Raw genomic sequence first — 14188 nt, 5'->3', positions numbered from 1 at the left:
GATTTTTCTCAGAAAACTCTCAGAAAACTCGCGACAGCTCCCCCGAACTGCCAGCAAACCCTTGAAAAACCACCACTTTCCCCGCGACACGCGCGGAGGTCGCCTTCACACACGACCCAAACTACTCACCGCTGAGCAGTTTATGTCACATCGCACCAGCAAGCAGCACCCACACAAGCTGCCCCCCCCCCCCCACACACACAAGCAGCAAACGCACAACAAAAAAGGCGGCAGGTACAAAACCTACCGCCCTATTCACTATGCACACACGCACAAAACTGCGTTACGAGCAAAGCAATAAAAAGCTAGAACTACTTAAGTTCCACGGAAGCGCCGGCCTCTTCGAGGGCAGCCTTAGCCTTCTCAGCATCTTCCTTCTTAGCCTTCTCGAGAACTGGCTTTGGAGCGCCGTCAACGAGAGCCTTAGCTTCAGCCAAGCCGAGGTTGGTCAAAGCGCGAACAGCCTTGATGACTGCAATCTTCTTGTCGCCAGCAGCGGTAAGAATGACGTCGAACTCGTCCTTCTCTTCCTCAGCAGCGCCAGCAGCAGCTGGAGCAGCGGCAACAGCGGCGACAGGGGCAGCAGCCTCGACGTCGAACTTCTCTTCAAAGGCCTTGACGAACTCAGAGAGCTCAACGAGGGTCATTTCACCAAAAGCTTCAAGAAGCTCTTCACTAGTGAGCTTAGCCATAATTGGCTTCCTTTCTTACTTGGCCAGGCACACGGTGTGCCTTACGACCATAACATTTTTATTATTGGTTGGTCTCATGCAGCAAGCTGCAAGGGAATCAAGCGGCCTTTTCCTGCTTCTCGCGCAAAGCGTCGATAGTACGCACAGTCTTGGTTGGCAATGCGTTGAACAGGTAGGCGGCCTTGGACATGGTGCCCTTGAGCGCGCCGGCCATTTCGGAAAGCAACTGTGGGCGAGACTTCAAGTCTGCAAGCTGCTTTGCACCTTCGGCATCGTAAACAGTTCCATCTGCGAAACCGCCCTTGATGACGAGAGTCTTATTCTCTTTGGCAAAATCACGCAAGGTCTTAGCAGCCTCAATGAAATCACCCTTAACAAAGGTGATTGCAGTTGGGCCGGCGAGAAGCTCGTCAAGACCTTCAATGCCCGCTTCCTTAGCAGCAATACGAGCAAGCGTGTTCTTCGCCACAGAGTAGGAAGTATCGCGGCCTAGCTTTTCACGCAGAGAAGAAATCTGCGGAACGGTAAGCCCGCGGTACTCGGTAAGGTAGACAGCGTCTGCATTACGGAAAAGTTCCGTAAGATCGGCAACTACCGCTTCCTTTTCGGGCCTCTTCATGGCGTTCCTTCCTAAATCGGCCGTCAGTTCGAAAGAAACACATCAAGCTTAATTAAACAGGGCAATAAAAAAAGCCCTGCGCACTGGCAGAGCAACATACGAAGCACACTAAGTGCTAAATAAAACTTACAACATACTCGCTGTAAATCTTGCTCAACCTGTGCTGGCCTGACGCATCAATTTCAGGAATCTTGCGATTCCACCAACGGTCTGTGGTTTACGTTGGGTAAGTTTAATACAAAATCAAGACAATGTCAATAAAAATTTATATGAAAACTATAAATAAAAAGAGGGCGTGCAATTGCACACCCTCAAATGCATCATTTCACTGCTCTGTAAGTTTCTACTACGTAAGTTTATTGCTTACATATCAGCAACTTTTACAGCACAGCGTTAGCAACGAAATCAAGCAAGAACAGCAAGGAAACAATCCAAAGCATTGGATGAACTTCCTTAGCACGCTTCTTGCAAGTCATAACTAAGCAGTACATGATGAAGCCTGCAGCGATGCCGTAAGAAATGGAGTAAGAGAACGCCATAAATACAGCAGCAAAGAATGCAGGAATTGCTTCGGAAATATCATCCCAAGCAATTTCCTTCAAAGAGCTTGCCATCATGCAGCCAACTACCACAAGCACGCCAGCGGTTGCTGCTGCAGGAACAGCAGAAGCAAAAGGCGCAAGAACAATAGAAAGCGCGAAGCACACGGACACAACCACGGAAGTCAAACCAGTACGACCACCTGCACCAATACCAGCAGCAGATTCTACATAAGTAGTGGTGTTAGAAGTACCGCAAATTGCGCCAACGGAAGTAGCAATAGAATCAGCAAACAATGCGCGATCCATCTTGGAGCTAAAGCCGGAGCCGTTTTCCAAAGCCTTCTCGTCTTCCTCGGAGAAAATACCAGTGCGACGGCCGGTACCAATAAAGGTGCCGAGAGTGTCAAAAGTATCCGACATTGAGAATGCGAAAATAGTTACCAACACAAGCGGCAAACGAGCAGGATCAGCAAACAATGACGCAAAACCCTTATCGCTAAAAATAGCGCCGAAAGTAGTTGGGAGCTGAGCAAAAGCGTCAGTAACAGACACTGCATTGTTCAAAGAAGTCAAGCCTAAAGGAATACCAATTAAAGAAGTTGCAATAATTGTAATAAGCAAGCTTGCGCGAACTTTAAGAACTGTAAGAACAATAGCAAAAAGAAGTCCAATAAGGAATAACCAAAGCACAGGGTTATTCATAACAGCAAGACCTGGAATAGCAGCAGTTGGCTTACTCTTTGCAGCAGCGGCAGGATCCTTGGAAGTAAAAGTAATCAAACCAACGCTCATCATGCCCACATAGGCCACAAATAAACCAATGCCACCACCGATTGCTTGCTGAAGCGAAGTCGGGATGGCACGAATAATCATTTTACGAATTTTTGTAACGGTAATAATAATGTTAATTAAACCGCACAAGAACACCATGCACATGGCCTCTTGCCATGTAAAGTGCAATCCGAAGCAAACTGTGTAAGTAAAGAATGCGTTAAGACCCATGCCGGCAGCCTGTGCGTAAGGCACGTTAGCAAACAAGCCCATAACAAGGGTACCAATGATTGCTGCGATGATTGTAGCGAGGAAAACGCCACCTTTAGGCATTCCAGTTTGGCTTAAAATCATTGGATTTACAACGATAATATATGACATTGCGAAGAATGTAGTGAGACCTGCAGTGATCTCCGTTGATACATTCGTGCCGTTTTCTTTGAGATGGAAGAACTTTTCCATATACTCTCTGTTCCTTGGTTTACAAGCGCAAAAGACCAGAAAAGCGCGGCGAAAGCACTTGAGCAATCGCGTACGCAATTACATTTGGGCATTCACGCAGAGGTTACTGCGACTCGTCGGAAGAACGAAGGCATCACAAAATCTCACATAAAATTATGAAAATTGCGAAACCTTTGAACAACCGAACAGCTCTGACCTTACGCGCACGTGCTGACCAAGGAAATACACTTAAATCAAAAAAGTATATAACAAATCAGCCAAAACGGCCGGAAATATAACGCTCAGCTTCGGCATTGCGCGGATTGTTGAACATAGTAGTCGTGTCTGCAAAGTATTCCAAATGCCCCGGCTGCCCTACAGCCTTCAAATTAAAGAATGCCGTATAATCCGCAACACGTGCAGCCTGCTGCATATTATGCGTCACAATCACAATCGTGTAATCGTTTTTAAGCTCGTTAATCAAATCTTCTACAGCCAACGTAGAAATAGGATCCAGCGCCGAGCAAGGCTCATCCATAAGCAAAACTTGCGGATGCACGGCCACAGCTCTAGCGATGCAAAGTCGCTGCTGCTGACCGCCCGAAAGACCAATTCCAGGCTTATCTAAGCGGTCCTTAACTTCATTCCACAAGTTTGCACCTCGCAATGCCCACTCGACTAAATCGTCAGCATCCTGCTTAGCAATTTTTCGATTATTTAGGCGAACTCCAGCAAGCACGTTTTCTCGAATAGACATTGTTGGGAAAGGATTTGGGCGCTGAAAAACCATGCCAACATCTCGGCGAACTGCCACAGGGTCAACGTCTTTTCCGTATAAATCGCGGCCTTCAAGAAGCACATGGCCTTCTACGCGCGCTCCCGGCGTAATCTCGTGCATACGGTCTAAAGTGCGCAAAACTGTTGACTTTCCGCAACCAGAAGGTCCAATAAAAGCCGTCACTTTATTTGGCTCAATATTAATATTTACGTCTTCTACGGCAAGAAAATCACCATAGTAAATATTTAAGTTCTTAACATCAATTCGTTGACCCATTTTATGCTCGCTTTCTAAAATCTATTTCGCCTTATTTCGCCTTATTTCGCCTTATTTCGCTTTTACAGAAAACACTCGAGCTACAACTCGCCCCAAAATATTTAGCAACAACACCAACACAATAAGCGTTAAAGCCGCAGCCCAAGCGCGCTCCATTGGAATTGTTGTAACGCAAGAAGCCGGAGCATTAGCTGGGCAATTTGCAGAAAGTTTGGAATATTCCTGGTAAACGTACACAGGCAAAGTAGTCATTTGCCCGTCGAATAAGTTGAAATTCGTGGAAGCAATAAAGCCTGAAGCCATAAGAAGTGGCGCAGTTTCGCCAATAACTCGCGCAACTGCAAGAATACAGCCAGACACAATTCCCGGAAGAGCAGTGCGCAAAACAATTTTCGTAATTGTGCGCTGCTTGGTTACGCCCAGAGCTAAGGCAGCCTCGCGCAAATCGTTCGGCACAATTTTTAGCATTTCTTGAGAAGATTTAACAACCGTTGGAATCATAAGTAGAGAAAGAGCTACAGATCCTTCAAAACCATTGATTGTGCCAGGACCTGCAAGAAGAGCAAACATAGAAAAAGCAAACAGACCGGCGACAATAGACGGAATACCACTCATAACGTCAACAAGTAGATTAATTATGCGCGAAATTTTATTTCCGCTAGCATACTCAACCAAATAAACAGCACACATTAGGCCAATTGGAATCGAAATAACCATAGCTCCTAAAGTTATTTCGAGCGTTCCAATAATTGCGTGCAAAATGCCACCGTAACCGCCAGTTCCAGTAGCATTTCCGCCCACAACGTAAGTCATGTTATGCGTTAAAAAGTCAAGATTTAAGCGCTTAATACCGTTAATAATTGTTGTTAAAAGCAAAGAAACAAGCGGAATAAGCGCCACAACAAAAGACAAAAAAATCAGCACACGCATAAGCATATCTTTGCGTTTACGCGCGGCTATAGAAGATCTAGTTGGACGGAATTTGTTGAAGTCAATAACCGGAGCTGCGGAATTTTCGACGGACTTTTCGGCGCGATTTTCAGTGGATTTTTCGGCGCTATTTTCAGCAAAATCTACAGCACTTGCGGCAGATTTATTAATTTGATTCTCCATTTATGCGCCCGCCTTTCCGGTAATTTTGCGAGCAATAAAGTTGACTGCAAAAGAAATAACAAACAAAACTAAGCCGGTTGCAATAAGCGCACTTACTCCAAGACCGTTCGCTTCCGGATACTGCGCTGCAATATTTGCGGCAATAGTTTGATTTTGGGAAGCCTTGAAAATATTGATTCCAAAAGTAAATCCAGGAGACAAAATCATCAAAACTGCCATTGTTTCACCAAGAGCGCGACCAAGGCCAAGCATAGAAGCAGATACAATACCAGACTTTGCAAACGGCAAAACAGCTAACTTAATCATCTCCCACTTTGTAGCACCAAGCGCCAGCGCACCTTCTTGCTGCAAGCGCGGAGCTTGTTGGAAAATATCTCTAGCCATAGAAGTAATAATCGGCAAAATCATAACAGCTAAAACTAAGCTAACTGTTGCAGAACTTCTGGAAGGATTTGCCGCAGGACCAGAAAATAGCGGAATCCAGCCAAAAAGTTTAGAAACCCAATCCCAGAACGGATACATTGCTGGAACCAAAACTAATCCGCCCCACAAACCATAAATTACGGACGGAATTGCGGCAAGCAAATCAACAACTCCGCTTAAAAGCGGAACAATCTTTTTAGGAGCATAATACGAAATAAACAGAGCAATGCCGAGTGCCACAAAAAATGCGAACAGCAGCGCGAGCGCAGACATAAGCACCGTACCAAAAATAAGCGGAGCTACGTAGCTTATAAAATCGTGCGCTTTACCGCCAGTAAAGTCGGAAAATACGCGACTTACCTGCGCATGATTCCCGCTTATTAGCGGCCACGCGCGAAACAGCAGGAATACTGCAACTGCAGTCAGCACAAGCAAAATCAGCATGCCACAGCTTGCAGCCACGCCTTTAAAAAGACGGTCTGCAAAATGAGTGCCTGCACAATTTTTGCTATTACTCTCAGAAACTTGAGTAGCTTCGCTTGCGCTATCCGCAACTGCTGCTGCATTTTTCGTAGAACTCAATCATTCTCCTTTTTAACTGATATTTTTCATAATATCAGTTACGAAAAGTTTTTACTTTACAGTTTTACTTTTCGATTTTTATTTTTTATTTTCTAGTTTTTACTTTCCGGTTTTAATTGCTTGAATTGACTTGTTAATTTTGCCAACCAAGTTTTGCGGAAGTGGTGCTGTTCCAGCAGCAGAAGAAGCAGCATTCTGACCTTCCGCGCTAGTTACGTAGCTCAGCCAAGACTTCACAAACTGAGCAGTTGAAGAATCCTTATAAACCGGGCAAGAAATATCGTAAGAAACCAACACAATCGGGTACACACCCTTAGTTTGCGTATTATGATTAATTTTCATAACAACGCGGTTAGGATACTTTGCCGAAGCGTCAGAATCAATCTCGGAATCAGCCAAAGTTTTCGACGCTGCATCCGGAGAAATCTCATTATAAGTATCTCCCACCTTCACAGCAACAGTGCCAAGCTTACCAACTTGCGAAAAATCAGCGTAGCCAATAGCACCGTCAGCCATACGAATTGTTGACACAACACCGGAAGTGCCTTTCGCGCCTTGACCGACGCTATTTGGCCAGTTTTCAGAAAGATCGTGTGACCAATCGTCTGGAGCTGCATCCTTCACATAGCTTAAGAAATTCTGCGTTGTGCCAGACTTATCGGAGCGGTGAACAACCGTAATTGGAGTGCTAGGAAGTTTTAGCTTAAGATTTTGCGATTTAATTGCGTCGTCATCCCAGCGCGTGATTTTCCCGTCGAAAATTTTAGCAATCGTCGAAGCGTCCAAATTAATATGCTTGCCAGCATCCGAAACGCCTTTCAGATTAAAAATAATCGCAATTGGTGAAACATACACAGGCACGTCAAAAGCTGTAGTACCATTTGCGCAAACCGACTTTGACTTTTCTACCTCGTCGTCGCTTAGCGGCTTGTCTGAACCAGCCCAAGCCGTAGCACCAGTCATAAAAGTTGTAACTCCTGCTCCAGATCCTGTTGGATTATAAGCGATTTTTACACCGTTGTTTTTTGATTGGAATCCTGCAATCCATGCTTCTACTGCAACCTGCTGTGAAGAAGCGCCAGAGCCTTGGAAATTGCCGGAAATTTTTGCATTCTGCGCGCCGATTGCGTTGTTGTTGTCTGCTGGACTATTGTCGCCGCAAGCAGCGCAAGTTGCGCACAAGCCGAAAGTGAGCGCCGCAGCAGCAATACTACGGAACTTAAGTGCGCTTTTATTCATATTCAATTTGTTCATATTTGACTTATTCATATTGTTACGCATATTCTTCTTTCCTTTCGCGAAGAATTGCCTTGCACCCCACCACATTTTCGCGTTCCTATAGCCATATTTGCGAATTGGGCGCATTCTTTTAATTAATCCCTATCTTTTTTTATTAACGCAACCATCATAAATAGGTGGGTTAAACCGCACCGGCAAAAACAAAGTGGGTATCAAAAATGGCGGTATTTGGCGCTATATTTAACGCGAGCTAATCAAAATGAAGGTCGGCGACCGCCTCGGCGTGTCGAAATGTCACAAATTGCGAAGAATATTTACCGTAATTCTTGCAGCAGTGTCTGCATATTCGGAAATGTCAAAAGTGTGAAAATCCTCGTATTTTGTGTCTGCATTATCGCTCATTGCGCGCACAACCAAAGCAGGAACATCGTTACGCGCAGCTACGTGCAAGACGGCAGCGCCTTCCATTTCCACAGCATCGGCTTGAGTAGCTGCAATTACTTCCGCAACTTTTTCTGGAGAATCAACGAAATATCCGCCGGACGCAATCGTTCCAGCAATATGTGTGATTTTCATATCGGTAAGCACTTTGCTAGCTACTTTAAGAAGATAATCATCCGAATGAAACTCGCTTGCAAACGGCTTCCACTGGCCAATTAAGCGCATATCAGTATCGAGATATTTTACAGTTTTTCCAAGAACAACATCGTTCGTATGCAAATTTTTATTAAGATTTCCAGCAATACCCGAAAAAATTACGGCTTGAGGATTGTATGCGTCAATAAGATACTGCACAGTTGCAGCAGCATTTACTAAGCCCATTCCGCCAACCGTAGCCGCGACTTCGATTTTTCTACCATCCGCAGAGTCGAGAGTGCCGCAAGATACGTCAAGACTTGCAGACTTATCGTGAGTCACGTTTTCAAGCGCGCTAGCAATATGCGCAACTTCCTCCTCTAAAGCGCCAACAATAGCAACTTTAGTAATATCAGTTTCCGCAAGTTTTTCAGTATTAGACATTAAGAATCATCCTTTTTTTACTTCGCTACTTACGCATTTATCGTTATTCTTAACCAAAAACACGCATACTAAAGTCATAATAACAAAAGTTAAAGTAGCAATCTTCAGCAATGCGTCACACGTAAAATCAAACCACGGATTCGTAATAGGAACATTGAAAAACGCAATAATTTGATTCTGCAGAGCAAGAAAAGCGACAAATCCAGCTATAAGAAGCACGCAAACTAAAGTGCCAACAATGCGACGCCATCCGCGAGTAAAAATAAGCAAAACGATTCCAGTTACAAACGGCATAAAAATGCTAAACCACAATGCAGAATCAGTAACAAGCGTATACCCAGCACTATGAGTGCCACGATACCAAGCAAAAGCAAGCAAAATGACACCAGTTGCAATCAAAGCAAACAGCACATATTTCACAATCGGAAACGCTTTACACGCAAAACCTTTATTCGCTTTATCTGTTTTATTCGCTTTATTCAAGTCTTTGTTATACATTTCAACACACTCCCTTGTACGCAAAATATAGTGCAAAACTTAACTGGCAAATACAGTAAAATATAAGCCTAGTAGAAGTAAATTGAGATTATCTTACTACAATCTCTAATCTCTAGTCTCTAATCTCTACGGCGTGTTGCAACAGATTTAGCTAAAGTTCTTAACAAATCGGCAGTATCTTCCCAAGAAATACAACGATCCGTAATAGACTTGCCGTACTCAAGCTCACTCAAAGGAGCAGGATCCTGGCTTCCGCCCTGCAAGAAGCTTTCCATCATAACGCCCTTAATGCCCTGCTCGCCAGCAGCCAAACGATCCGCAATCTCGCGCACAACCTCAATCTGACGATGCTCATCCTTGCCAGAATTACCATGAGAACAATCCACAACAACGCCGTTAGAAGCCACACAACCAGTGCCCAAACGCAAACGAATTGAAGCCACAGCAGAAGCAACCGACGCAGCATCATAATTCGGTCCCTTACTAGAACCACGCAAAACCACGTGACAATCCGGGTTACCAAGAGTCTGAACAGCGCAAGCGCGACCAAGATGATCAATACCAAAGAACGTATGATGCTGGCTCGCAGCCAAGCAACCATTCACAGCAGCAGAAACAGAACCATCAGTAGCATTCTTAAAACCAACCGGCATAGAAAGACCACTAGCAAGCTGACGATGAATCTGAGACTCAGTATTACGCGCACCAATCGCGCCCCAACTCACAGCATCCGCAATAAACTGAGGGCTAGTCGGCTCCAAAAACTCAGTAGCAGCAGCCAAACCAGCATCCAACACACCAAGCAAAGTTTTACGCGCAAGAAGCAAACCCTTATGAATATCATGCGTTCCGTCAATATCTGGGTCGTTAATCAAACCCTTCCAGCCAAGAGCCGTGCGCGGCTTTTCAAAATACACGCGCATAACAATAAGAAGCTCATCTTCAAGCTCCGAACGCAACTTAGCTAAACGACTCGCATAATCAAGAGCAGCCTTAGGATCATGCACAGAACACGGGCCAACAATAACCAGCAAACGGTCGTCGTCGCCATTCAAACATCCACGAATCTCATCGCGAGACTCAGCAACAATATCCTGCGCATACGGCGACAACGGCAACTCGCCAAGCACCTGAGCAGGAGTCGGCAGCGGCTCCAGCTCAAGCACGCGGCGGTTGATAATGCGATCCACACCAACCTGGTCTTCCCATCGCTGGAACTTCGCAGAGTTAAGAGGGTTGCGCCCCTCCTCAACTTCCTTCTTTACCGCGCGAGAAGTACGCTGCTCAGCCGTAGAAGACATTTGTTCACCATCCTATAAAAACAAAACGCGCACCGCCGCGCTTGCGTTGAAAGCACAACCACATTTGATGTGGCCGGTGTTTGCATCTTGAATAAAGATGCAAACACCGCCGAGCTTGCGTTGAAAGCACACCGTGCTTTCAACTTTGAGCAAGCTCGGCACATTAGGTTAGCTTGAAATCCTAATGATTTCAAGCTATGCTAATGCGCCCATTGGGTCCCACGCCGGCAATACAATTGCTGGTTCTTCTAGTGCTTTGCGATATTCTTCCGGAAGCAGATTCTTCGGCACTGCAACCTCATACACATACTCAGTAAACCAATCGTCACTCATCGTAAAGTAACCCTTATCCGCAATGTCAGTGCCCCAAGAGTTCTCAACGCGCCAGCGACGAGTAGTCGTGCCATCGTCAGCAACATCCACGCCAGCAAAAGCCATAGCGTGATTCATAGCAGAATCAGCAAAGCGCACGCGCTCTTCCTTATCCAAATCGAAATCAACGCCATAAACTCGTCCGTACTCGAACAAATCCGTAGCCCAAGCGCCATTTTCGCGATCCATCATAGGATGGCAGTCGGCACCAAACCAAACTGGAATGCCCTTCTCAACCAAAATCTTACGCACGCAATCCTTCATAAACTGGTTTGGCACGTTCAAATACTCGGTTGCGTCTCCGCCGGCAACATTACCCAAGTGCTCAATAGCAATCTTCTTGCCCTTAGGATGCTCAGCGCGAGGATCGTCAACCAAGCACACATAATCCTCAAGACCAGCGTTCACGTACTTCTTCCAGAACTCAACTGGCGTAATTTCACCATCGCGATGGAATTTGCCGTCGCTATCAGTCCACTCCCAGTCAAAACTCTTAGGTGGCTCGCCCAAGTGGATCGTCAAAATCCTATGACCTGCAGCAGTAGCATCCGCAATAATCTCATCAATTTCAGTAGCATTAGCATACATATGAGCCACAGCAGTATGCAAAAGCGCACGCAACTGCGTATTCATAGCGCCAGTATTCTTAGAAGAAGCGGTTTCTGGGAACAAATCTTTAGGAACAGCACCATACTTCTTGTAAACGTTCATAGCCATGGTCCACTGACCACCATCGCCCATAACGTCGTGCAACAAATGCTGAATCAAACGAGAATCTGAAGGCTCGCCCGCGCGAACCAAAGCCGCAACATCCTTCAAGAAGTAGTTAATTCGCTCAAGCTTGTCGTAATACATTGCGTAGTTCTGAGAAAACTCAAATTCCTTCAAACCAAGCGACTTTTTAGCAATAAAACGAGCCACGTTCAACGAGCTAAACAGCCAGCAGCGTCCAGAACGATCCTGATGCGTAGCATCACCGTTGTCAACAATCGTGGAAAAACGACGCTGCAACAAGCGAGCGCGGTCATAATTACGCGCAACCTTATCAATACCAGCAGCAGTCACACCATTCATAGCTAAACGGTTTAACGGATTTGCGTCAAAATCCTCACGCAAACCTTGCAATGCTTCATCAGTTAAAGCGGTGATCTCAGTCACTATTCTTACCTTTCCTATTAATTATTTAGTTAAATTTATTTAGAAAATTTGTTTAGAAAACTTATTTTACTAATTTTCTTGAGATTCGTCAGATTCACTGTATTCGTCAGATTCGTTAGATTCTTCAGATTCCGCAAGCGCAGCCTGAACATCTCGCTGAGCCTGCTTTGCTTCGGCAGAAGATTTCGCATCCGCAGAATCGTCAACATCGTCAGAAGCCTGCTGAACATGCTGATCCGGCTGAGCATCTCCAAAATCAAAACCAGAGAACGCGTTTGCAAACAGCGAACGTAATTCTGTAACTCGCTGCGTAATAGTTGCCTCGCGATGCTGCAATTGGCTCAAGCGCGCAGTCATACCATCTAATTCCTGCTGTGCTGCAGCCCTACGCTCTTCAACCTGAGCAGTCGCTTCCTGCATAGCTTTGCGCACAATATCAGCAGCCTGATTATCTGCAGCCTGATGCGTTTGCGCCGCATATTCGTCAGCTTCCTGATGCACAGTTTTCGCGCGAGCTACCAAAGCATCGGCTTCTTCTTGAGCTGCACTCTCCTTTTCCTTCAAGCCAGAAAGCAAAGCGTCAACCTTCTTAGTTGCTTCTTCCTGCTGGGCAGCAATATCTGCACGAATCTGCTCAACTTCTGCACTAACTTGGCTTAACGTACGAGTGCGCTCAACTTGAGCATCATCCGCAATTTCCTGAGCTTTTGCGCTAGCTGCATCCGTAATTTCGCCAGCCTTACGCTGAGCATCCGCCATCATCTTAGAAGCATGTTCGCGCATATCTGCCAACTTTTTATTCGCCTCTGCCAACGCAGATTCGATTTGATCGTTAGTTTCAGCCTTTGCGCGTGCAATTTCTTCGTTTGCAGCCGCACGCTGTTCTGCAATTTTTTGAGCAGCTTCCGACTTAAGCTTGGAAATACTGCTTTCTTGCTGAGCGCGCTCAGAAGCCATGCGCTTAGTGTGCTCCTCTTGAGCATTTTGCAAAGCTAATTCTGCAGCATCTTTTTGCGCTTGAACGTCTTTTGCTGTAGTATCTCGCAAACGCGCAGAATCTTCTTGAGCAGCTTGCATCATTTGAGTCGACTTTTGCGTAGCGTTTGAAAGCATTGTGTCGGCTTTAGTTTGTGCCTCCTGCATTAAGTGAGCTGCATCTAATTTAGCGTTATTAAGTAATGTTCCAGCCTGAGCTTGTGCATTCTTTTTGATTGACGCAGCATCCTGCTTTGCTCGCTCAAGTAATTGTGCACTTGTTTGTTCTGCAGATGCTAGTAATTGTTGCGCATTTGCACCCAAAGATGCGAAAGTATTTCCGCTTTTTGCGCGCTTTACATTATTTTTTTCTTCTTGCAATTGAGCTTGCAATTGCAAAATTGATTCGTCACTGGAACGCACTTGTTCACGCAAACGCGAAATTGTACGCTCATAGTTAGCAAAGGCCTCATTTACCTTGTCTTTATCGTAACCACGCAACGCGGTTGGGAATAAATCCGTTGCCATAATATTCCTTTCACAAGCCCCCAGTAAGCTGCACCGACTGTGTGCCTACGCCATCAGCATCAACGCTATCACTTAAGAGCGCAAAATACTCGTGTGTTGCGCACGTTTTTGCTAAGCTCACACAACTAATTTATCATCACCTATTTAGTAACAAATAATTTAGTAACAACTACTTTAATAACATTCCTTCTGCAGAAGGTTGCATATAATATCTGACTGCTTCACGCACAATATCTTGCCCTGCTTCAATCTGCTGTTTTAATGGCAAACCGTTTCTAGCATCGTGCAAACTTACAACCGGAGGAAAACTCACAAAACCGGCAAGAACACGCTTATTATCTTTAGCCGCCCAGTGCAAAAGCTGATAAAACAAAGAATTGCACACGTACGTTCCTGCGTCGGAGCTTAAATTAGATGCAATTGAGTCGTGAGCAAAACGCTGCAAAATCATTCGCAAAGGCAGCCTCGTCCAGTAAGCTGCAGGACCATCTTCAACAATCGGCATTTTTTGCGGGCGACTATTATCTACATCCGGCTTTTTAGCATCAATAACATTAGTTGCGCATCTTTCAAGCTGCACACCTCGCGCAGTGTGCTTTGTGCCGGTGGCGATTACAATATTTGCCTGCTCGCGCTCAATTGTTTCTAATAATTTAGGCCAAGCATTCGCAAAACTAATCGGAAGCATAACAGACGTTACTTTTACACAAATATCTTCAGAAGGCTGCATTTTAGCAAGATTTTCCGCAGATTCTAGTGCAGATGGAACTTCGTAAGAAGGGTTGACTTCTAAATCTGCATATGGACCAAATCCTGAAATTACAACGTTAATTTGATTCATAATATTAGCCTACTTTCTG

The 14188-nt window shown here is 45.2% G+C and carries 13 protein-coding genes; all 13 read right to left on the bottom strand.

Annotated features, from left to right (window positions below; all coding sequences use genetic code 11):
- Nucleotides 1-311 precede the first annotated feature (311 nt).
- The gene (gene rplL, locus ACJV7B_RS04025) at nt 312-692 is read right to left on the bottom strand and encodes a 50S ribosomal protein L7/L12 (RefSeq protein ID WP_004134236.1); all 381 of its coding nucleotides are present in this window, start codon (nt 690-692) and stop codon (nt 312-314) included.
- A gap of 97 nt (nt 693-789) precedes the next feature.
- A complete protein-coding gene (gene rplJ / locus ACJV7B_RS04020) occupies nt 790-1311 on the bottom strand; it encodes a 50S ribosomal protein L10 (protein WP_004129547.1) in 522 nt (173 codons plus the stop codon).
- A 380-nt stretch (nt 1312-1691) separates the two neighbouring features.
- Entirely contained in the window at nt 1692-3086 is a 1395-nt protein-coding gene (locus tag ACJV7B_RS04015) for an NCS2 family permease (RefSeq protein ID WP_308583281.1), read from the bottom strand.
- Nucleotides 3087-3339: 253 nt separating this feature from the next.
- Nucleotides 3340-4119, bottom strand: a complete 780-nt coding sequence (pstB, locus tag ACJV7B_RS04010) for a phosphate ABC transporter ATP-binding protein PstB (protein WP_004129551.1) — start codon at nt 4117-4119, stop codon at nt 3340-3342.
- 51 nt (nt 4120-4170) lie between these two features.
- Nucleotides 4171-5232 carry a phosphate ABC transporter permease PstA gene (pstA, locus tag ACJV7B_RS04005; RefSeq protein WP_116794346.1) on the bottom strand — a complete coding sequence of 354 codons (1062 nt, stop codon included), beginning with the start codon at nt 5230-5232 and terminating at the stop codon, nt 4171-4173.
- Nucleotides 5233-6237, bottom strand: a complete 1005-nt coding sequence (pstC, locus tag ACJV7B_RS04000; RefSeq protein ID WP_116794347.1) for a phosphate ABC transporter permease subunit PstC — start codon at nt 6235-6237, stop codon at nt 5233-5235.
- Nucleotides 6238-6336: 99 nt separating this feature from the next.
- Entirely contained in the window at nt 6337-7563 is a 1227-nt protein-coding gene (locus tag ACJV7B_RS03995) for a phosphate ABC transporter substrate-binding protein PstS (RefSeq protein WP_419389016.1), read from the bottom strand.
- Nucleotides 7564-7770: 207 nt separating this feature from the next.
- Complete coding sequence (mtnN, locus tag ACJV7B_RS03990) at nt 7771-8496, bottom strand: 5'-methylthioadenosine/S-adenosylhomocysteine nucleosidase (RefSeq protein ID WP_004129559.1); 726 nt, start codon at nt 8494-8496, stop codon at nt 7771-7773.
- Between the two features lie 6 nt (nt 8497-8502).
- Entirely contained in the window at nt 8503-8994 is a 492-nt protein-coding gene (locus tag ACJV7B_RS03985; protein ID WP_419389015.1) for a hypothetical protein, read from the bottom strand.
- Between the two features lie 119 nt (nt 8995-9113).
- Nucleotides 9114-10295 carry a 3-deoxy-7-phosphoheptulonate synthase gene (locus tag ACJV7B_RS03980; protein WP_419389014.1) on the bottom strand — a complete coding sequence of 394 codons (1182 nt, stop codon included), beginning with the start codon at nt 10293-10295 and terminating at the stop codon, nt 9114-9116.
- Nucleotides 10296-10490: 195 nt separating this feature from the next.
- On the bottom strand, nt 10491-11825 hold the full coding sequence (locus ACJV7B_RS03975; RefSeq protein ID WP_375169115.1) for a C1 family peptidase: 1335 nt from the start codon (nt 11823-11825) through the stop codon (nt 10491-10493).
- A 69-nt stretch (nt 11826-11894) separates the two neighbouring features.
- Nucleotides 11895-13328 (bottom strand): cell division protein, encoded by a 1434-nt coding sequence (locus ACJV7B_RS03970; protein ID WP_419389013.1) that lies wholly within the window; start codon nt 13326-13328, stop codon nt 11895-11897.
- Between the two features lie 169 nt (nt 13329-13497).
- Entirely contained in the window at nt 13498-14169 is a 672-nt protein-coding gene (locus ACJV7B_RS03965; protein WP_116794354.1) for a pyroglutamyl-peptidase I, read from the bottom strand.
- Nucleotides 14170-14188 lie beyond the last annotated feature (19 nt).

The sequence above is a fragment of the Gardnerella bretellae genome, assembly GCF_048545135.1.
Classification (GTDB): domain Bacteria; phylum Actinomycetota; class Actinomycetes; order Actinomycetales; family Bifidobacteriaceae; genus Bifidobacterium; species Bifidobacterium greenwoodii.
This window is presented reverse-complemented; position numbering and strand designations above follow the sequence as displayed.

What these genes read in the sequence shown, in the direction of transcription:
- rplL (WP_004134236.1), bottom strand. Translation starts at nt 692, where the DNA reads ATGGCTAAGCTCACTAGTGAAGAGCTTCTTGAAGCTTTTGGTGAAATG.
- rplJ (WP_004129547.1), bottom strand. Translation starts at nt 1,311, where the DNA reads ATGAAGAGGCCCGAAAAGGAAGCGGTAGTTGCCGATCTTACGGAACTT.
- ACJV7B_RS04015 (WP_308583281.1), bottom strand. Translation starts at nt 3,086, where the DNA reads ATGGAAAAGTTCTTCCATCTCAAAGAAAACGGCACGAATGTATCAACG.
- pstB (WP_004129551.1), bottom strand. Translation starts at nt 4,119, where the DNA reads ATGGGTCAACGAATTGATGTTAAGAACTTAAATATTTACTATGGTGAT.
- pstA (WP_116794346.1), bottom strand. Translation starts at nt 5,232, where the DNA reads ATGGAGAATCAAATTAATAAATCTGCCGCAAGTGCTGTAGATTTTGCT.
- ACJV7B_RS03995 (WP_419389016.1), bottom strand. Translation starts at nt 7,563, where the DNA reads ATGTGGTGGGGTGCAAGGCAATTCTTCGCGAAAGGAAAGAAGAATATG.
- mtnN (WP_004129559.1), bottom strand. Translation starts at nt 8,496, where the DNA reads ATGTCTAATACTGAAAAACTTGCGGAAACTGATATTACTAAAGTTGCT.
- ACJV7B_RS03985 (WP_419389015.1), bottom strand. Translation starts at nt 8,994, where the DNA reads ATGTATAACAAAGACTTGAATAAAGCGAATAAAACAGATAAAGCGAAT.
- ACJV7B_RS03980 (WP_419389014.1), bottom strand. Translation starts at nt 10,295, where the DNA reads ATGTCTTCTACGGCTGAGCAGCGTACTTCTCGCGCGGTAAAGAAGGAA.
- ACJV7B_RS03970 (WP_419389013.1), bottom strand. Translation starts at nt 13,328, where the DNA reads ATGGCAACGGATTTATTCCCAACCGCGTTGCGTGGTTACGATAAAGAC.
- ACJV7B_RS03965 (WP_116794354.1), bottom strand. Translation starts at nt 14,169, where the DNA reads ATGAATCAAATTAACGTTGTAATTTCAGGATTTGGTCCATATGCAGAT.